Consider the following 19,577-nt stretch of genomic DNA (forward strand, 5'->3'; position numbering starts at 1 on the left):
AGACATCGACATGATCGAGCAACCACGCCACGACGGCAACCATCATTGGCCGATGCTCCGCTCCCTGCGAGGCTGGCGGATCAGCGCCCTGCCCGCCGATCTCGCCGCCGGATTGACGCTGGCGGCGATCGCGATCCCCGAGCAGATGGCGACCGCCAAGCTCGGCGGCTTCACGCCCGAGACCGGCTTCTTCGCCTTCATGGCGGGATCGCTGGGGTTCGCGCTGTTCGGCGCCAACCGCTTCCTGTCCTGCGGCGCCGATTCCACGATCACGCCGATCTTCGCCGGCGGCCTGGCGCTACTTGCAGCCGGCGGCACGCCCGAATACGGCAGCCTGGCCGCGGCGCTGGCGCTGCTGGTCGGCGTCATGCTGGTGCTGGCGGGCGGCTTCAGGCTCGGCGGCATCGCCAACCTGCTGTCGGTGCCGGTCACCGTGGGCTTCCTGGCCGGCATCGCCGTCCACATCATCGTCTCGCAGTTGCCGGGCGTGCTCGGCCTGCCGTCACCAAGCGGGCCGACGCTGGCGCGGATCGCCACCCTCGCGGGCGAACTCGGCAAGGCCAACGCGTACACGATGCTCATCGGCTTCGGCGTGCTCGCGACCATCACGGTCTGCGAGCGGATCAGCGCCCGCATTCCCGGCGCGCTGATCGCACTCACGGCCTCGACCTTGTTTGTTCTGTCGGCCGGGCTGCAGGGACGCGGCGTGCCCGTCATCGGCGAGATCGCCGGCACGGTGCCGATGCCGTCCATGCCGCTGATCGGGCCGGAACAATGGGCGAAGCTGGTTCCGCTCGCCTTCCTGATCGCGGTCGTGGTGATGGTGCAGACGTCGGCGACGACGCGCTCGTTCCCTTCCGATCCCGACCGCGCGGCCGACGTCGACCGCGACTTCCTCGGCGCCGGTGCCGGCAGCCTGCTGGCCGGATTGTTCGGCGCGTTTCCGGTCAATGCGAGTCCACCGCGCACCGGCATCGTGGTCGAGACCGGCGGCCGGTCGCAGGTCGCGGGCCTGCTCGCCGCTGGGATCGTGCTGCTGCTCGTGCTGTTCGGAGCCCGGCTGCTTGCGAACGTCCCGGAGGCGGCGCTCGGCGGCGTGCTGCTGTTCGTCGCGCTGCGCATCATCCGCGTCGCGCAGATCACGAGCGTCTATCGTGCGTCGAAGGGCGAGTTCCTGCTCATCCTGGCCACCGCGGTGGCCATCGTCGCACTGCCGATCGAGCAGGGCGTCGCGCTCGGCATCGCGCTGTCGCTGCTGCACGGCATCTGGAGCACGACGCGCGCCCACCTCATCGCCTTCCAGCGCGTGCCGGACACGACGATCTGGTGGCCGGCGCATCCGCAGATCAAGGGCGAGGAACTGTCCGACATCGCCGTGGTCGGCTTCCAGGCCCCGCTCAGCTTCCTCAATGCAGCGACGTTCCGCGCCGACATGCAGCGCCTGCTGCGCAGCCGCAAGCCGCGGCTGGTGGTGTTCGAGGCCAGCGCCATCGTCGAGATCGATTTCACCGCCGCGCAGACCCTGCGCGACGTGATCCATATCTGCAACGAGGCCGGTATCGTGTTCGCGGTGGCGCGGCTGGAGTCGCTGCGGGCCCAGGCGGCCTTCGAACGGTTCGGCCTGTACGATGTGCTGCCGCGGGAGCGCGTGTTCCACAGCGTCGATCACGCGCTGCAGAAGCTGCGCAGCAGTGCCTCGGATGTGCACGCTTGAGGGAATGGCGGCACGAGCGCCGCCGTGGTCGACGACGACCCCGGCGGCAGGCGGACGCTTGCGCTCTGCGCAGTGACCTCGTGATACAAACCGTTACACGTTGCGGCGACGGTCGACATATGTCCGCTAAATTCATCGGCGAGACAACCGCCTCACGAGGCCCGGCGCGTCGGCCGCGGCGAGAGAGGAATCATCGATCATGCACAAGCTGCTTCCGCTGCTGTTGATAGTCATCTCCAGCACGGCCGCCCAGGCTCAGGACAGGAGCGCCGTGCGCCAGGCCTGCGGCGACGATGTGCGCACGCTCTGTACTGGAATCATGCCGGGCGGCGGCCGCATCAAGCAATGCATGATCGAGAAGTTCGACAAGCTCTCCGACGGTTGCAGGACGGCGTTGAAGGACGCAAAGGCGCAGCAAGGCGGAAAATGATGCCGCCTGCGACGAAAGCCAGCGGGACGCGTCGCTGATCGTTCATGTTCCTTGCAGCGAATGTCTGCTAGAAGACCGCACGATGGCGTCGACACTGCAGCGATGCGCCACATGATCGGCAGAGCTGCATCGGGCGACCGGCGTCGTCGAGAGCTCTATGGTACTGGGAAGAGGTTTCGAGACCTCGAAAATATTGCGAAACCAAAATTTGCCCGACGACGTCTAAGGACTGCACTGCTTCGAAACCAACGAGAGGACCGCACTGCAATGCGCAATCTGTTCACCTCCGCCCTGCTCGCCGCGACCGTCATGTTGGGCGCGTCGGCCGCGCAGGCCTTCACGCTGCCAGCCCAGCCGGCTGCTCCGGACAGCAATGTCGAGCGCGTCGCCGGCGGCTGTGGTCCCGGTTGGTTCCCCGACCGCTGGGGCCGCTGCCGGCCCGCCCCGCGCGTCTATCGCCCCTACGGCTACGGCGTCTACGGCCCGCGCACCTGCTGGGTGCGGCCGACGCCGTGGGGACCGCGCCGCGTCTGCCGTTGATCTGCACGGAAACAAAGCGCCGCCGCGTGTCGAACGCGGCGGCGTTTTCTATTTGGTGAATCGTGATGCATTCCGACATCTCCCGCGAGCTGGGAGATGTGAGTAGCGGCCCTATGTGAGCAGCGGGCCTGCACGCCGAACCCAAATCCGAAACCCAGCTCGGCTTGGATTGCCAATCAGCGCGCCGGGATGATCTTGCCTGGATTGAAGATGTTCTGCGGATCGAGCGCCTGCTTCACCGCGCGCATCGCATCGAGCGCTTCCGGGCCGAGCTCGGACTCGAGATATTTCTGCTTGCCCTGGCCGATGCCATGCTCGCCGGTGCAGGTGCCGCCCATGGCCTGCGCGCGCTCGACGAGGCGATGCATGAACTCGTCGCCGCGGGCCATCTCGTCGGCGTCGTCGACGTCGCACATCAAGGAGCAGTGGAAATTGCCGTCGCCGACATGGCCGACGATCGGCGAGGTCAGCCTGAGGCGCGCGAGGTCCTCCTCGGTCTCGGTGACGCAGTCCGCGAGCCTGGAGATCGGCACGCAGACATCGGTCGCGACCACGCCGACACCGGGCCGGATCGCCTTCACGGACCAATAGGCATCGTGACGCGCCTGCCACAGCTTGGTGCGGTCCTCCGGCTTGGTGGTCCAGGCGAAGTCGCCGCCGCCGCACTCCCTGGCGATCTCGGAAAAATTCTTCGACTGCTCGGCGACCTCGGCCTCGCTGCCGTGAAACTCCAAGAGCAGCAGCGGCGTCTCCGGCAGCGTCAGCTTGGAATAGGCGTTGCAGGCCTTGACCTGCGCCGCATTGAGCAGCTCGATGCGCGCCACCGGAATGCCGGTCTGGATCGCAAGGATCGTCGCCTGGCAGGCGCCGCGCACGGTCTCGAACGAGCACGACGCCGCGGCGATGGTCTCGGGAATGCCGCGCAGCCGGATCGTCATCTCGCAGATGATGCCGAGCGTGCCCTCGGCGCCGATGAACAGGTGCGTCAAATCGTAGCCGGCCGCGGACTTCTTGGCGCGGGTGCCGGTCTTGATGATCTCGCCGTCGCCGCGCACGACCTTCAGCGCCAGCACGTTCTCGCGGATGGTGCCGTAGCGCACCGCATTGGTGCCGGAGGCCCGCGTCGACGCCATGCCGCCGAGGGACGCGTCGGCGCCGGGATCGATCGGAAAGAACAGGCCCTGGTCGCGCAGATATTCGTTCAAGGTCTTGCGGGTGATGCCGGGCTGGATCACGCAGTCGAGGTCCTCGGCATGCACCTCCAGCACCTTGTTCATATCGCGCATGTCGATGCAGATGCCGCCGGCCGGCGCATTGACCTGGCCCTCCAGCGAGGTGCCGGTGCCGAACGGAATGATCGGCACGCCCTTTGGCGCACAGATGCGGACGACGTCCTGGATGTCGGCGGTCTCCTGCGCCAGCACCACGCCATCCGGCGGCTGCGTCGGCAGCCAGGTCGTGGTATGGCCATGTTGCTCGCGCACGGCCTGCGAGGTGATGAGCCGGTTGCCGAAGCGAGCCGCGAGTGCGTCGAGCGCGCTCTTGAGCGCCTCCGGCGCGGGCCGCTTCAAATCGTGATGGGGGATCGTCGTCGCCACTATGTCCTCCGAAAGTTGGGCGGACCGTGGCAAAGGACGCAACAGGGGTCAAGGGAGCAAACGGAAGAGCCGATGAGCGATAATGCAGTGCCCATACAAGCCGGCGCGGGGCCGTTCCTGTCGTCCATCATGCAGATCGAACCGCAATGGATCGACTACAACGGCCATCTCAACATGGCCTATTACAACGTGATGTTCGACCGCGCGATCGACCAGCTATGGGCCGAGCTCGGCATCGGACCGGCCTACATGAAGGAACGGCAGGGCTCGACCTTCATCACGGAGTGCCACGTGCGCTATTTGCGCGAGATCCATCTGGGTGATCCGGTGCAGGTCGCAGTCTGGCTGATCGGTGCCGACGAGAAGCGGCTGCACACGTTCGAGGAGCTCCGCCACGCCGACGAGGGCTGGATCTCGGCGAGTTCGGAGGGCATGTCGGTGCATATCGACATGACCAAGCGCAAGGTCGCGCCGTTTCCGCCGGACATCCAGGCCAACATCGCCCGCGTGCTGCAGGCGCATGCCGCGCTGCCGCAGCCCGACGGGCTCGGCCGCGCCATCGGCATGCCGAAGAGATGACGGTGACCGGCCGCCGCTACGCCGGCAGGCCGGCGTCGGACAATCCCTCGAATACCCGGGCCGAATAGGCGTCCGGTAGCGGCGGCATGCCGCGCTGGACCTCGGCCAGGGTCAGGTCCGGATAGCCGGCACGCAGCGCCTGCAGACTGCGCAGGGCCGCGGATCGCTCGCCCGCCAGCACGTGGGACGGGCACATGGTCCGGTGCACCCAGAGCGACGACGGGTGCTCGCGCAGGCCGCGCTGCTGCCAGCGCGCCGCCTCCGCGTAGGTCCCGGCGGCGAAATGCGCGCAGCCGATTCCAATGATGGCGTTGAAGGCGAGCGGGTCCTGCGGCGCGAGATCCAGCGCAATCCGAAAGCGCTCGATCGCCGACGCGGCATCGCCGCGATAGACATCGAGCCAGCCGCTGCGGCTCCAGGCCCAGGCGGCACCGCCATCCAGCGCGAGCGCCCGGCCCACCACCTGCTCGGCCTCGGCGAGCTCATCCAGCAAGGTGAGCGCGTTGCCGAGCACGCACAGCACGGTCGCATCCGCAAGCTCGGTCGGCACGCGCTGCGCCAGCGCGCGACCAAGCTGCCGGTCCTGCCCGGGCGCGGTGCCGAAATGATAGACCGCGCGCTGGCCGTAGGCCCAGGCCGCGAGCGCCGTGGCCAGGGCATGACGGGGATCGCGGGCGATGGCCTGATGCAGCAGCTCGAGCGCACTGCGGTTGCCGTCGGCGTCGAGCGACAGCACGCCGGGCATGGCGCGCAGCGCGAGATCCTGCGCGGTCAGATCCTCATCCGGTTTGCGCAGCGCCCGATCGATCTCGGCGCGGCGCAGGCTTTGCAGCAGCGACGCCGCCACGCGGGCGGCCAACCGTTCGTGACCGTCGGCCTCCCACCGCAGCATGACCTCGCCGCGATGCGCCCATATCAGCCCGCCGCTGTCCTGGTCGATCAGCTGCAGCAGCAGCCGTGACGCGCCATCCCGACCCTGGAGCGACGCGTTCATGCGGTAGCGCGCCGCGCGCGGCTGGGTCGTCACGGCAAATCCCGCGCGGGTCAGCGCCAGCGTGAGCTCGGCCGCGAGGTCGTCCGCCAGCTCGCGCACGCTCGGATCGGTGGCGATCATGGCGAAGGCAATGGTCGGCCGATCGCGCACCGGCGCAATGGTGGTGCGCGACGCGGCGAGCTGCGCCATCAAGACCGCCTGCCGCTTCACGGTTTCCGACGGCGTCTCGCCGTGGCAGCGACGATAGCCGGCGGCGAAGCGGCCGTAATGCGGGAAACCGCAGCGCAGCGCGACGTCCATCACCTTCCCGCCGGCGCGCCCCTGCAGAAACTCGACACGGGCGCGCGCGTAGCCGATCTCCTGCCGGACCGTTTGCGGCGACCGGCCGATCGACCTGACGAACTGGCGCTGCAAGGTCCGTCCGGAAACGCCGGCAATCTTCGCCAGATCGGCCAGCGTCCAGCGCCGCCCGAGGTCGTCATGCATCGCTTCGAGCGCGCGGCGTACGCTGCGTGGCAAAGGCTGCCGCGCCGCCAGGGGAACCTGATCTCCGTCCATCATGCGACGACGTCCAATTGCCTATGGGTCATCGGCGGCGCTCGAAAAGTTCACGATCCGGATGGCCGTGTCGCGATCTGGATAGCGCCGCCCGAAGCCTGCCGCGTACGTCTCCACACACCAGCGCGCGCAACAGCGCTGCATTCTCCGGAGGAGACCATCATGACCGCATCAGCTGCAATTCAGGCCGGCGTGACCGCAGAGCCGGATTTCACCGCGCTCAAGGCACGCCAGCACAGCGCGTGGTCGTCCGGCGACTACGCCATCGTCGGCAACACGCTGCAGATCGTCGGCGAGGAACTCTGCGAGGCGCTTGACATCCGCGCCGGCCAGAAGGTGCTCGACGTGGCCGCCGGCAACGGCAACGTCACATTGGCTGCAGCGCGGCGCTGGTGCAACGTCGTCTCGACTGACTACGTGCCTGCCCTGCTCGACCGCGGGCGCCAGCGTGCCGCCGCCGACGGCCTGTCCGTGCAGTTCCAGGAGGCCGATGCCGAGGCGCTTCCGTTCGGCGATGGCACGTTCGACGTGGTGGTTTCGACATTCGGCGTGATGTTCACGCCCCGGCAGGAGCGCGCCGCCGCCGAGCTCACCCGGGTGTGCCGCAGCGGCGGCAAGATCGGCCTGGCCAATTGGACCCCCGACGGCTTCATCGGCCAATTGTTCAAGACGCTCGGCAAATATCTGCCACCGCCCGCCGGCGCCAGATCGCCGGCGCTGTGGGGCACCGAGGCACGCATCCGAGAGATGTTCGCCGATGCCACCGACATTCGCTGCCATCGGCGTCATTTCGCGATGCGCTACCGCTCGCCTGAGCATTTCGTCGACGTGTTCAAGACCTACTATGGCCCGGTGCTCAAGGCCTTCGCTGCGCTTGATGGCGACCGCCAGGCCGATCTCAAGCGCGACATGCTGGCCCTGATCGGGACGCTCAATCGCGCCGAGGACGGCACGATGGTGGTGCCGTCGGAGTATCTCGAAGTGGTCGTCATCAAACGCTGAGATCGTCAGCTCTGCATCACCCAGTCCGGCAGGCGCGCGAACCAGGGCTGCGCCTGCTCGAGCTGGCGGGCGAGCCGCAGCAGCCTCGTCTCGTCGCCGAGCCGGCCCATGCGGGCGCGCCTGCGTCCCGCGCTCAGCTCCCGCCGGCCGCCCTCTTCTTCGCAGCACCGGACTTGGCGACGCGCGCCTTCGCGGCGCGCGGCTTGGGACTGGTGGCCCTGACCGCCAAGCGGGCCTGCGGCCGAATGCGGTAGCGTCCCGACCCCACCGGATCGCGGTTGCTGACCTGGTTCTGCGGCACGCCCTGCAGCACCTGGACGATGTCGTCGCGGACCACCGGGAAGATCCGGTAATACTGGTGCTGCTGCGGGTCCTGCTCGAACGTCGTCACATCCGAACAATCGATCGCGGTGACCTTGTCGCTGATGCTGCCCATGTTGTCGGGACCGTCGCTGCCGAGCCGCGGACCGTTGAATTTCGTGCCCGCGCTCAGCGTATTGAGCACCCAATCCTTGGTCGAGTGATAGACCGTGACGCTGCTCGCGGTGCGCGGCAGATATTTCAGCTTCGCCGGGTCGTCGAACGCGTCCGCGTCCTCGTCGGCCGCCGCGAGCACGACCTTGTCGAAGGTCCTGCGCAATCCGGTCAGGGACGGCTGCGTCCCGCCCATCCGCACCATCGCCGGAACGCCGCCGGCCATGGCCGCGCCGGCGACCGGGTCGGGCATCTGCATCAAGGCCTGCAACGCGTTGCGCAGGACATAGACGCCCATGCTGTGACAGATGAGATGAATGCTCTGGTTGCAGCGTTCGCTCTCGGGCAGCCCGTCGACGAAATCATAGAGCCGCCGCAGCGTGCGTGCCACGGCCGGGCCGGATGCCGCCGCCGTCTTGCGATCGTGCTGGTAGTCCACAAAGGGCAGCGGCACGCCGACCAGCGAGGCGACCGACGGCCAACTGAACACGAACATGTTGGCGTCGATCCCGTAGAACGCCGAGATCCACCCGGCGCGTTCGATCGAGTCGACGAAGCTGTTGCTGAAGCCGTGAATGAACGCCAGCGTCGGCCGCGCCTTCGCCAGCATGTCGGCACGCAGGGCGCCGAAGATCGTATTGCTGCCGAGGACCGCACGGGAGCCTTGCGGAAAGATCAGTTGCTCGTCCTCGACATGAAGCGATCCAGGCACCAGGGCATAGCTCGATGCCTGCAGATCGACCGCGATCTCGGCCCGGCCATACCTGATGTTCAAGCCGTTGACGGGACCGAGCTCGGAGCTGAACCCGGTAATCTGATTCGTGCCTTCAGCCGTGATCGGTTGCCTGTTGGTCGCGAAATAGACTGTGACGTTCATGATCCCGCCCTCTGAAAGTATCGCCAACGTGCATGGCACGGCACCGGACCAGCGGACCGTCGGAAGCGACGCGGAGTAGTTTCCGCACGACGGCAGCGACGTGCGATGTGCCGGGTCCGAAGAACGTGGCCGTCCGAAGAACGTCGCCGAGCCGGCGCGGCTTAGGCGACCGCGCTCCACCTAAGATAGAACACCACAAACAGCGCGCACGCAATCGCGATGGACGTGCACGGCGTCGTGCGACGCACGACCGCGCTGCTCGAACCGGCCCGCCGGGTGTGGTCAGCTCTGCATCACCCAGTCCGGCAGGCGCGCGAACCAGGGCTGCGCCTGCTCGAGCTGGCGGGCGAGCTGCAGCAGCCTCGTCTCGTCGCCGAGCCGGCCCACGAACTGCACGCCGAGCGGCAGGCCGTCGGCGGTCCAGTGCAGCGGCACACTCATCGCCGGCGTGCCCGTGAGATTGGCGAGCTGCGTGAACGGGACATATTGCAGGCTGTCGCGGGCGATCTTGTCGATCATGCCGTCGAGCAGGCCCCAGCGCGTCATCAGCCCGAGCAGGCCGATGCGGTCGAGCATGTCGAGCAGGGTCTGCTCGGTGGTGCTCGGATCGCCCTCGCCGTGCCGGATCGGCGGATGCGCGAGCGTCGGCGTCAGCAGCAGGTCGTAGCGGGCATGGAAGCGCGCGAGCGCCCGCGCGAACTCGTTCCATTTCAGCAGCTGCGTCGTCAGCGCGCCGGCCGAGATCGCGCCGCCGAGCGTCGACAGCACCCACGTCAGCAGCTCGAACTCCTCGCGCCTGGCGCCCTTGCCGCGCGCGTCGGCGACCAGCGCCGCGACCTGGCCGAAATAGATGTGCAGGAACGCTGTCGCAAGCGCGGCGCCATCGATGTCGGGCGAGGCCTCCTCGACCTCGTGACCAAGGCCCTGCAGCAGCTTCACGGCGTTGTCGACCGCAAGCTTCGCCTCGGCATGCACCTCGGTCCCGATCGGCGACGCCACCGTGTAGCCGATGCGCAGGCGGCCGGGATCGCGGGCCACCGCGTTGGCGTAGACCACGCCGGGCTCGGCGGTGAGAAAGGGATCACCGGGCTCGCCGCCCGCGATGACGTCGAGCGCGAGCGCGGTGTCGCGGACGCTGCGCGACACCACGCCCTCGCTGGATGCGCCGAACCAGTACTCGCCGAAGCCGGGCCCTGACGAGATCAGCCCGCGCGATGGCTTCAGGCCGAACAGGCCGCAGCAGGCGGCGGGAATGCGGATCGAGCCGCCGCCGTCATTGCCGGCGGCCATCGGCACGACGCCCGAAGCGACCGCCGCCGCAGCGCCGCCGCTGGAGCCGCCGGGCGTATGTGCGGGATTCCAGGGGTTGCTGACGCGGCCGAAGGCGCGGGAGTCGCTGACGCCCTTCAGCGCGAGCTCCGGCAGGTTGGTCTTGCCGAAGATCACGAGGCCGGCCTCGAGATACCGCCTGACGACCGAGGCATGCTCGCCGGCGACGAATCCGGATAGCGCCTTGCTGCCATAGGCCGTCGGCAGGCCCGCATAGTCCTGGGCGCAGTCCTTGATCAGGAACGGTACGCCGGTGAGCGGGCCGTTGGCGGGCTTGGCGAGCTGCGCGCGGGCCTCGCGCTCCATCAGCCTGCAGACCGCGTTGGTCCTCGGCTGGGCCCGCTCGTTCTGCGCCAGCGCGAGCTGCAGCAGCTCCGCCGCATGGGTCTCGCCGCCCTTCACCGCGGCGGCAAGCGCCGTCGCATCGCGCTGCACATAGTCCCGGACGTTCACATTGCCCTCCCCGCGCCGCCATTCGTCGCCGTGATCGTAGCTGATTCTGGCTGCGACCGAGGCGCAGTTGCGCCGAACGCGGCGGCAATACGGCGCATTGGCGGCAATCGTGGCCACACGATGATCTGCTGCGGTCGACTTGAGGGCGAGATTACGCAGTCTGGTCCTGATTTTAGTCAATTTGATTCAGATCATTCGTCCTGTCCCTTGCACCGACCTAACCTTATGCATCGTTAGTTGCGTAGAGTGACGAGAGAGCGATGGGACGCCTCGCAAGCCTGCTGAGCCGAGCGCACGGTCCGCATGAGGATGCGGCAGCCCTGCCCGTGACCACCGCCGACTACTTCATCCTGCTGTCGCGCGCGATGGAGAGCCTGCCGGATTCCACCCCCGAACGCCGCGCCGAAGTCTACCAGTCGGCCCGCCAGGCGCTGGTGACCCAGTTGCAGGCGATGGATCCGCCGGTCTCGCGATCACGCATCAAGGCCGAGCAGCGCGCGCTCGACGATGCGGTTGATACGATCGAGACACGCGCGCTGACGGCGCCGGACGGCAGTCCGGAACAGACGACGACGCTGGTCCCGGATGACCCGCTGTATCCCTCCTTCGTTACTGCACAAATCGACATTCCGACCGCTTCCGTTTCAACAGCTCAAGATGATGACCAGGACCCCGCCATGGCTCAAACCCAGTTTCATTCCAAGTTTGCCCCGCGCGCCGTCGAGGAGAAGCCGATGTCACGACTCGATGAAATCAACCGGGTGCTGCGCAAGCTGCAGAGCGACTCGTTCGGGGTCGAGGCCTGCGCGCTGATCTCGGAGGACGGGCTGATGATCGCGAGTGTGCTCGCGGCCGACATGGAGGAGACGCGGGTTGCCGGCATGACCGCGACCTTGCTGTCGCTCGGCGGCCGCGCCGCCATGGAGCTCGGCCGCAGCCATCTGCAGGAGGTCATCATCCGCGGCGAGTCCGGCTATGCCGTGCTGGTCAGCGCCGGCCGCGGCGCGCTGCTGCTCGCGCTCACCAACGAGAACAGCAAGCTCGGGCTGACCTTCTTCGACATGCGCGAAGCCGTCAGATCGCTGCAGAAGGTACTGTAGCGCACCGTCGTCCAATGAGCCGGCGCGCTGCGATGGCGCGGCGCCGGCGGGAGTAGTTTCATGGCCAATACCGTCCTCTACGACGACGGCGTTCACAAGAACATTCTGCTGGAGGATTTCGGCGCCGGCGACCACGCGGTGCAGGCGAACCAGCATCTGATCATCCACGACCGCGTCGGCATGCTGCTCGATCCGGGCGGCCACAAGGTCTATTCCAGGGTGCTCAGCGAGACCTTCAGCGAGCTCTCGGGCGGGCGGCTGAAATATCTGTTCCTGTCGCACCAGGATCCCGACATCGTCGCGGCGATCAACGGCTGGCTGATGACGACCGACGCCGACGCCTACATCTCCGAGCTGTGGACCCGCTTCGTGCCGCATTTCGGCTTCGACCACATCGTTGCCCACCGGCTGAAGCCGATCCCCGACGAGGGCATGGTGTTCGATCTCGCGGGCAGCAGGCTGTACGCGCTGCCGGCGCACTTCCTGCACAGTGAGGGCAATTTCCAGCTCTACGATCCGATCTCGAAGATCCTCTACAGCGGCGACCTCGGCGCCTCGATCGGCGTCGACTACACCGTCGTGCGCGACTTCAAGGCGCATACACGCTTCATGGAGGGCTTTCACCGGCGCTACATGGTCTCCAACCGCGTCATGAAGGCGTGGGCGCAGATGGTCAGCACGCTCGACATCGAGATCATCGCCCCGCAGCACGGCGCGCTGTTTCCGGATGCTACGATGTCGCGCCAGTTCATCGCGTGGTGCGCGGGGCTCGAATGCGGCATCGACCTGATCACGCCGAAATTCAAGGTGCCCGTGGGCTGACATGCTGGCGCCCTCCCCGAACTCCGCTCTGCCTTCTCCCGCCATGCGCATCGATGCGTGCACCGTGGCCGGCGAAGAGGCGCCGGTCTGGCTCGCCGCGGCCTTCGCCGTCGCCGGCACCCTGATCGCCGTCATGTCGGCAGCGCTCTGGCAGCAAGGCACCGCCACGCCGCCGGTCGCGACGGCCGCAATGCCGGTGACGGCCGTGCCGCAGCGCGACGCCCCCGTTGCCGACGCGGCACCCAAGCGACGGGAGGCGCGGATCGTCGACCCGGCACCGGTCGCGGCGCCGCCGATGCCGCCCGCGATCGCTCCCGTCGTGGTCGCGCCACCGACACCGCCGGTCGCCCCGGCAGCGCCCCCGGAGCCCCAGAGCCCCGCGAAGCCCTCCGCCGAGTGCTTCGCGCCGCTGGCGGTCGGCTTCGAGCGCGGCAGCGCACGACCGAACCCTGCCGACATGAAGCGGTCGCTGGCGATCCTGCAACGCGCGCTCGCGCGCCATGGTGAGGCGACCATCATCATCGAGGGGCATACCGATGCCAGCGGCACCGAGGATCTGAACGTGCTGCTCAGCTATTCGCGCGCCAAGGAGATCGCGGCCCAGTTGAAGCGCGAGGGCCTCCCCGCGCAGCGGATGTCGGTGCGCGCGGCCGGCGCCGGCGAGGCGCGCGGCGATGCCCAGGCGGTCGCGGGCGACCGCAAGGCCGTGCTGCGCATTGCGGGCGTCGATGATTGCAGTCAACTCACAGCGACGAAGCGACCATGACGATCTATGCCATCGTGAGCGGCCTCGGCGCCGCCATTCTGCTGTTGACCTCGGGCTATCTGTTCGGCGCCCGCCAGGGCGCGCTGTCCCGCGAGCTGTTGCGCCGGCAGGTGCAGATGCAGGCGGCCAGCCTCGACCAGTTGCAGGAGCAGAGCAGCCACGACGCCATCGAGCGGGAGACCAGCCTGCGCAGCGCGATCGAAGATGTGCTGGCGCCGCTGGTCGAGCGTGAGCGCATCTCGCTGGATCTGGCGCAGCTCGCGAGCCGGCCGGGCCGGCGCCGCGAGCTGGTGCCGCTGCTCGACCGCATCGCCGAAGTCGGCCGCTTCCAGACCGTGCTGCTCACCAACGAGGAAGGCTTGCCGCTCGCGGCCAATACGACCGCACACCGCACCGAGCAGCTTGCGGCGGCGGCGACGCGGCTTGCGCTCGTGGCGGAGAAGATCGCCGACGAGACCCACATCGCGCCGTTGTCGGTGATGCTGCGCGACGCCTCGGAGGCGACGACGCTGTGCCGGATCTTCCGCGTGCAGGACCAGACGCTCACTCTGACCGCGCTCTCCAACGATACGCGCCTCGCCTCCGTGGCGCTCGATCCCGCCCTCGCCAAGGTGCAGGTCGCGCTGACGGCCCCGGCCTGACACCTCCTCAAAACGCAAAGGGCGCCGCACCTCTTGCGAGGCACTGCGCCCTTCGCCGACCTCATTGTCAGGGATGAGGCCGACTACACGCGGCTGCGGCCACGGGCGAGGCCCACGACGGCCGAAACCAGAAACAGCACGATGGCGATGAAGAAGATGATCTTGGCGATCTCGATGGAGGCACCGGCGACGCCGCCGAAGCCGAGAATGCCGGCGATCAATGCGATAACCAGGAAGGTGACAACCCAGCCTAACATGACACGACCTCTGTCTCTCGATTGCGGTTCAAAGCGACGCGGAGCTTGCGCCGTTGCCGAAATAATCATGGCTCGGAACAAAGGTTCCGGCCACGCGGGCCGCTAAAATTTCGCGATTTGCCGGAACAAATGCCCAGCGAGGCTGGAGCGGCGTCCGTCTGGCCCGATTTAGGGCTGTAAAACGCCGGACCCGGCCCCATATAGCCGTCAATCCCTGCTATGAGGGCTCCTTCCTGCAGACCTCGTGATGCCGTCATATGATGCCATCCGAGGGACGAGACTGATTCGCTGATGACCGAGCCCAACCGCGTGAGCCCCTTTCCTGCGCCTGACCACCAGCCCGTTGCCGGCGGCATCGCCGCGCGCGCCCGCGCCGCCGCGACCGGTGGCGCGCGCTATCTGGCCGGCCTCAATCCGGAGCAGCGCGAGGCGGTCGAAACGCTCGATGGCCCGGTGCTCGTGCTCGCCGGCGCAGGCACCGGCAAGACCCGTGTGCTGACCACGCGCATCGCGCATATCCTGAGCCAAGGCCGCGCCCGGCCGAGCGAGATCCTGTCGGTGACCTTCACCAACAAGGCCGCACGCGAGATGAAGACGCGGCTTGCCGAGATGCTCGGACAGGCGGTCGAGGGCATGCCCTGGCTCGGCACCTTCCACTCGATCTCCGGCCGCATCCTGCGCAGCCATGCCGAGCTGGTGCAGCTCAAGTCCAATTTCACCGTGCTCGACGTCGATGACCAGATCCGCCTGCTCAAGCAGTTGCTGCAAGCCGAGAACATCGACGACAAGCGCTGGCCGGCGCGCATGCTGGCCGGCCTGATCGACGGCTGGAAGAACCGCGGCCTGGCGCCGTCCCAGGTGCCTTCGGGCGAGGCCGCCGTGTTCGCCAACGGCAAGGGCGGCAAGCTCTATGCGAGCTACCAGGAACGGCTGAAGATCCTCAACGCCGCCGATTTCGGCGACCTGCTGCTGGAGAGCATCCGGCTGTTCCGCGAGAACCCTGACGTGCTGCGGCAATATCAGAGCCGCTTCAAGTTCATCCTGGTCGACGAGTATCAGGACACCAACGTCGCGCAATATCTGTGGCTACGGCTGCTGTCGCAGGCGCCGAGTTCGTCGCGTGCCGTCGCCCCATCCTCCGTCATTCCGGGGCGGCTCGAAGAGCCGAACCCGGAATCCCGCGCTGAGGATAACCAACTGCGAGATTCCGGGTTCGCACCTGGCGGTGCGCCCCGGAATGACGACGCCGCGCAGGGCGCCACGCCGCCGCTCAAGAACATCTGCTGCGTCGGCGACGACGATCAGTCGATCTATGGCTGGCGCGGCGCCGAGGTCGACAACATCCTGCGCTTCGAGCACGACTTCCCCGGCGCCAAGGTCATTCGCCTCGAGCGCAACTACCGCTCCACGGGTCACATCCTCGCCGCCGCCTCGCACCTCATCACCCACAATGAAGGCCGGCTCGGCAAGACCTTGCATACCGAGGACGTCGAGGGCGAGAAGGTCACCGTCACCGGCGCCTGGGATTCCGAGGAGGAAGCGCGCGGCATCGGCGAGGAGATCGAGGAGCTGCAGCGCAAGGGCGAGCATCTCAACGACATCGCGATCCTGGTGCGCGCGTCCTACCAGATGCGCGAGTTCGAAGACCGCTTCGTCACGCTCGGCCTGCCCTATCGCGTGATCGGCGGCCCGCGCTTCTACGAGCGCGCCGAGATCCGCGACGCGCTGGCCTATTTGCGCGTCATCAACTCGCCGGCCGACGACCTCGCCTTCGAGCGCATCGTCAACGTGCCCAAGCGCGGGCTCGGTGATGCCACGGTGCAGATGCTGCACGACCACGCCCGCAAGCGCCGCATCCCGCTGTTCGAGGCGGCGCGCGCGGTGGTCGAGACCGACGAGCTGAAGCCGAAGGCGCGCGGCTCGCTGCGCGGGCTGATCCTGCAGTTCGAGCGCTGGCGCGCCCAGCGCGAGGTGACGCCACACACCGAGCTCGCCGAGATCGTGCTCGACGAGAGCGGCTACACCGAGATGTGGCAGAAGGACCGCTCGGCCGATGCGGCCGGGCGACTGGACAACCTCAAGGAGCTCGTCCGCTCGATGGAGGAGTTCGAGAACCTGCACGGCTTCCTCGAGCACATCTCGCTGGTGATGGACCGCGAGGGCGCGGCCGACGAGGAAGCGGTGTCGCTGATGACCTTGCATTCGGCCAAGGGGCTGGAGTTCGACAACGTGTTCCTGCCGGGCTGGGAGGAAGGGCTATTCCCGAGCCAGCGCACGCTCGACGAGCAGGGCCGCGCCGGGCTGGAAGAGGAGCGCCGCCTCGCCCATGTCGGCCTGACCCGCGCGCGGCGGCGGGCAAAAATCTATTTCGCCACCAACCGCCGCATCCACGGCACCTGGACCACCACGATCCCGTCGCGCTTTCTCGACGAGCTGCCCGCGCCGAGCGTCGAGATCACCGAGTCGAAGGGCGGCTCGGGCTGGGGCGGCGCCGGGGGCTACGGCCCGTCGCGCTTCGACAATGTCGAGTCGTTCGGATCGAGCTATTCCACGCCGGGTTGGCAGCGCGCTCAGGCACGTCGGCCGGGCGCGGCGCGCGGTTCGTCGGAGGGCGGCTTCAAGGAAGAGCCGTCGCCGTTCTCGGGCCGTGATCCGTTCGGCAGCGGCTTCGGCGGTCATTTCGGCCGTGGCAAGCGCGGACCGATGATCATCGAGGGCGAGCTGGTGGCGAAATCCACCGGCACGACGTCGGAATTCGCCCTCGACGACCGCGTCTTCCATCAGAAGTTCGGCTATGGCCGCGTCGTCAAGATCGACGGCAACAAGCTGACCATCGCCTTCGACAAGGCCGGCGAAAAGCACGTCGTCGACAGCTTCGTGCAGCGGGCGTGACCCCGCGCGAGCGGCGGTGCTTGCTGAAGTTCGGGCCTAAAGCTATGATTGTAAAATTTCATGGCATAGCTCCATGGCTGCACCTTTCACGCCGAATGACATTATTGCGTTGGCCGTCGATGCCGAGCGAGGGACGGCTCCGGAGCTGATCATCGGCAGCTTCAAGCGACTGGTTCAGGAGTATGCCTTCCAGAGCGCCCATTGTGATCCGGACGAACGGCTGAGTGTTGCTGCCGAGCATGCCGGATACCTCACGACCCGGAGCGGGTCCTGGACGGTCTACGTACCTTGGCCGCTTGCGTTTGCATTCCCCAGCGCGATCACCCTCGACGGGCTCGTCAGCGTGGCGGAACGAAGCATGTTGGAGGGACGCGGGAACGTCGTCTTGTCCGGCTCCACGACGTTCGCTGGACGGGTGGCCGCGCTGGGGGATGTCGACCTTGCCCAATACATCTTCGACGATGGCAGCGAGATCGCCAATCGTGTCGAACGTCTCATGCGTCGTGATGGTCCGACCATTCTGGTTCGGGTCAAATTCGATCGAGAGTATCAGGCTCCGTGGGAAGACCTCATCACCGCGTTGGGTCGGCTGCGTTCGCTGGCGACCGAAAGCGAGCGGATCAAGCTCGACTTCGTCGACGGCGTCACGCCATTTGGCGTGATGCCGGTATCGAACGTCGTGCTGCCTTCCGATCCGTCCGATCGGAGCAAGGGTGCGGCCAGCCGCAGCTTCGTCTTCCAGGAGGCCGTGCTCACAGCCGACGGCAACCCGCCCTGGCCGCTGGTCGTCCCCGAGGAGCTTCTGCGCTATCTCAAGTTTCTGCTCCGCGACATGTTGGCTCACCGACAGGCGGGCAAGCTCGTCAAAGCGCTCAAGCGCGCGCTCTCCTTGACCCGAATTCTGGGTTTGGCGGAGCTAGGAGACCGCGCCGAGGCCGTGCTAGCCTCACGTTCTGCGGCCGGACTGGCGCAGGAGAGCTGCATGGCGGAACTCGAAGCGCTCTGGCCCTACCTGAATGCCGATCAGCAGGCACGTCTCGATGCCAGCTTGAAGGAAAAGAAAGGACTAGCAGCTAGCATTGTGGAAAGTAAGGGACTACCTACTCAGTGCTCGTCTCTGATCGATGAGCTGATGGAGAAAGTGAAGCAGTTTCTCGCTCATGAGGGCGTCTCTTTCGCGTCCTGGGCAGATGGTGGGTCATGACCGCAGGTGCCAAGATCGAGCAGCTCCTCGAACTGACCGGCACGCCTCCCGAACGGCGCGCGGGGGCGCGGAAGAACTACAACAGCCTCGTTGAACGCGAGGGCGAACAGGCCATCGACCAGCGCATCGCGGAGTTCGAGGCGATGCATTCTCAGGTGACGGCGTGGCGGGAAAGCCGGCGTCCAGCGGCAGCCGCAGCGACCGCGTCCGCCGACGTTCGCCAGCCGACCAGGACGAGACATGACGTCGGCTCACATGTTGCAGCTCCGGCATTCCTGAACATGCTCGCCCGCGAGAAACTGCTGGCCAGGCGGCTGGAAGGCTATATCGACGCGCTGATGGTTCACGTCGATCATCTTTGGGCCTCGCAGCGGCTCGCCGATATCGACCAGATCGCCACGCTGGGACGAGAGGCGGGATTCCTCACGATCGAACCGGCCAATCCATTCGGAACCAACCGGCTGTTTTCGGCACGAACGTCGGCCAATCTCGTCCGGTTGATCGAAGCGCTGGCAGACAAGGGGCCGTCGAACGCCGAACACTCTCTGTTCGAGAAGATCGAAGATCTCGTTCGATCGATCGAGAGCGCAAGCCCCGTGCTGGCGATCCGGCGCATCGATACTGACCAGACACTTTCCGGTCTGGGCAGGATTGCCGCTTTCGCGAACGATCTGGTCCCCGATGCGATCTTCACGCTGAATCGCGGCGGCGCCTCCGTGGGGCGGTTCGTCAAGGAGTATCTGCGGCTGGACATTCCCGTCATCCCCCTCGAGGGTGACAGCACCGGCGTGAGATTGGCGTCCAGCTTCATCGGCCCTCCCGTCCTGTTCAAGCCGCTGGTGATCGATGATGTCGCACGCAGCGGTCGCACGGTGGCTCAGGCGTTCGATTGGATCGGTCAGAACTACCCGTCGGCAGCTCCCAGGGCCACGACCATCGCCGCATCCTTGGACGCTATCGAGCTCGTGGGCCAGGCCTGTCTGCTGACGTCGAACCCGATGGAGCACGGAGCGATCGAGCTGCCATATGATCCGCATGCCGGCTTCGCGATCGAAACGCTCGGGCGATACACGGTCTATGTCTTTGGCGCCAACGCCACGTCCCCCGAAAACCGCCTGGTGGTTTCGACGGACATCGTCGACAAGCTCGTTGCCGAGCAGGGACGGCTCTTCGCCGAGATGGATCGCGTCCTGAAATCCACTTTTTGACCGACGATCGCTCCAGAGGCCGGTCATTTGCAGCCGAACGCGCCTGCTGAACGTCTCCGAGACTGGCAGATTTGGCCGCTTCATCAACGTCCCACAGCTTCGCCGCTGTTAGGCCTTGACCGTGGCAGCTCGCGTCGTA

Annotated in this window: 17 protein-coding genes; 12 read left to right on the forward strand and 5 right to left on the reverse strand. The window is 67.0% G+C overall.

Going from position 1 to position 19,577, the window contains the following annotated elements; translation table 11 throughout:
- Positions 1-10 precede the first annotated feature (10 nt).
- The 3 genes from ACQR0U_RS09840 (at position 11) to ACQR0U_RS09850 (ending at position 2,684) form a co-directional block, all read left to right on the forward strand.
- Complete coding sequence (locus ACQR0U_RS09840) at positions 11-1,714, forward strand: SulP family inorganic anion transporter (RefSeq protein ID WP_434843130.1); 1,704 nt, start codon at positions 11-13, stop codon at positions 1,712-1,714.
- A gap of 199 nt (positions 1,715-1,913) precedes the next feature.
- Positions 1,914-2,144, forward strand: a complete 231-nt coding sequence (locus ACQR0U_RS09845; protein WP_434843131.1) for a hypothetical protein — start codon at positions 1,914-1,916, stop codon at positions 2,142-2,144.
- Between the two features lie 267 nt (positions 2,145-2,411).
- A complete protein-coding gene (locus ACQR0U_RS09850; RefSeq protein WP_315713392.1) occupies positions 2,412-2,684 on the forward strand; it encodes a GCG_CRPN prefix-to-repeats domain-containing protein in 273 nt (90 codons plus the stop codon).
- A 176-nt stretch (positions 2,685-2,860) separates the two neighbouring features.
- On the opposite strand, the gene ACQR0U_RS09855 is transcribed toward ACQR0U_RS09850, so the two are convergent.
- The gene (locus tag ACQR0U_RS09855; RefSeq protein WP_434843132.1) at positions 2,861-4,282 is read right to left on the reverse strand and encodes an FAD-binding oxidoreductase; all 1,422 of its coding nucleotides are present in this window, start codon (positions 4,280-4,282) and stop codon (positions 2,861-2,863) included.
- Positions 4,283-4,354: 72 nt separating this feature from the next.
- On the opposite strand from ACQR0U_RS09855, the gene ACQR0U_RS09860 reads away from it, so the two are divergent.
- Positions 4,355-4,861, forward strand: coding sequence for a thioesterase family protein (locus tag ACQR0U_RS09860; protein WP_315752458.1), 507 nt, complete (start codon positions 4,355-4,357; stop codon positions 4,859-4,861).
- 16 nt (positions 4,862-4,877) lie between these two features.
- On the opposite strand, the gene ACQR0U_RS09865 is transcribed toward ACQR0U_RS09860, so the two are convergent.
- Entirely contained in the window at positions 4,878-6,416 is a 1,539-nt protein-coding gene (locus ACQR0U_RS09865) for a helix-turn-helix domain-containing protein (protein ID WP_315752457.1), read from the reverse strand.
- A gap of 159 nt (positions 6,417-6,575) precedes the next feature.
- Between ACQR0U_RS09865 and ACQR0U_RS09870 the strand changes: the two genes are divergently transcribed.
- The gene (locus ACQR0U_RS09870) at positions 6,576-7,415 is read left to right on the forward strand and encodes a class I SAM-dependent methyltransferase (protein WP_434843133.1); all 840 of its coding nucleotides are present in this window, start codon (positions 6,576-6,578) and stop codon (positions 7,413-7,415) included.
- A gap of 133 nt (positions 7,416-7,548) precedes the next feature.
- Here ACQR0U_RS09870 and ACQR0U_RS09875 read toward each other — a convergent pair whose 3' ends face one another.
- Together ACQR0U_RS09875 and ACQR0U_RS09880 are read right to left on the reverse strand one after the other, a co-directional pair.
- Complete coding sequence (locus ACQR0U_RS09875; RefSeq protein ID WP_316165973.1) at positions 7,549-8,766, reverse strand: alpha/beta hydrolase; 1,218 nt, start codon at positions 8,764-8,766, stop codon at positions 7,549-7,551.
- 282 nt (positions 8,767-9,048) lie between these two features.
- Positions 9,049-10,548, reverse strand: a complete 1,500-nt coding sequence (locus tag ACQR0U_RS09880) for an amidase (RefSeq protein ID WP_434843238.1) — start codon at positions 10,546-10,548, stop codon at positions 9,049-9,051.
- Positions 10,549-10,808: 260 nt separating this feature from the next.
- On the opposite strand from ACQR0U_RS09880, the gene ACQR0U_RS09885 reads away from it, so the two are divergent.
- From ACQR0U_RS09885 to ACQR0U_RS09900, 4 genes are read left to right on the forward strand one after another with little or no spacing between them, the layout of a single operon-like run.
- Entirely contained in the window at positions 10,809-11,648 is an 840-nt protein-coding gene (locus ACQR0U_RS09885) for a roadblock/LC7 domain-containing protein (RefSeq protein ID WP_315825259.1), read from the forward strand.
- A gap of 60 nt (positions 11,649-11,708) precedes the next feature.
- The gene (locus tag ACQR0U_RS09890) at positions 11,709-12,470 is read left to right on the forward strand and encodes an MBL fold metallo-hydrolase (RefSeq protein ID WP_315713400.1); all 762 of its coding nucleotides are present in this window, start codon (positions 11,709-11,711) and stop codon (positions 12,468-12,470) included.
- A 1-nt stretch (position 12,471) separates the two neighbouring features.
- Complete coding sequence (locus tag ACQR0U_RS09895; RefSeq protein ID WP_316169801.1) at positions 12,472-13,236, forward strand: OmpA family protein; 765 nt, start codon at positions 12,472-12,474, stop codon at positions 13,234-13,236.
- Positions 13,233-13,877 carry a hypothetical protein gene (locus tag ACQR0U_RS09900; protein WP_315713402.1) on the forward strand — a complete coding sequence of 215 codons (645 nt, stop codon included), beginning with the start codon at positions 13,233-13,235 and terminating at the stop codon, positions 13,875-13,877. Before ACQR0U_RS09895 ends, ACQR0U_RS09900 begins: the two co-directional genes overlap by 4 nt.
- Before the next feature lie 83 nt (positions 13,878-13,960).
- Here the strand turns inward: ACQR0U_RS09900 and ACQR0U_RS09905 are convergent, their stop codons facing one another.
- Positions 13,961-14,134, reverse strand: coding sequence for a DUF1328 domain-containing protein (locus tag ACQR0U_RS09905; protein WP_009030497.1), 174 nt, complete (start codon positions 14,132-14,134; stop codon positions 13,961-13,963).
- 291 nt (positions 14,135-14,425) lie between these two features.
- Here ACQR0U_RS09905 and ACQR0U_RS09910 point away from each other — a divergent pair, with 291 nt between their 5' ends.
- The 3 genes from ACQR0U_RS09910 (at position 14,426) to ACQR0U_RS09920 (ending at position 19,438) form a co-directional block, all read left to right on the forward strand.
- Positions 14,426-17,026: an ATP-dependent helicase gene (locus ACQR0U_RS09910; protein ID WP_316226145.1), complete on the forward strand. Its 2,601-nt coding sequence runs from the start codon at positions 14,426-14,428 to the stop codon at positions 17,024-17,026.
- 73 nt (positions 17,027-17,099) lie between these two features.
- Positions 17,100-18,230, forward strand: coding sequence for a hypothetical protein (locus ACQR0U_RS09915; protein WP_315825262.1), 1,131 nt, complete (start codon positions 17,100-17,102; stop codon positions 18,228-18,230).
- A 281-nt stretch (positions 18,231-18,511) separates the two neighbouring features.
- Positions 18,512-19,438 (forward strand): hypothetical protein, encoded by a 927-nt coding sequence (locus ACQR0U_RS09920; RefSeq protein ID WP_315825263.1) that lies wholly within the window; start codon positions 18,512-18,514, stop codon positions 19,436-19,438.
- Positions 19,439-19,577 lie beyond the last annotated feature (139 nt).

Origin of the sequence: Bradyrhizobium sp. HKCCYLRH3097, from assembly GCF_051167875.1 — a bacterium.
Lineage (GTDB): Bacteria > Pseudomonadota > Alphaproteobacteria > Rhizobiales > Xanthobacteraceae > Bradyrhizobium.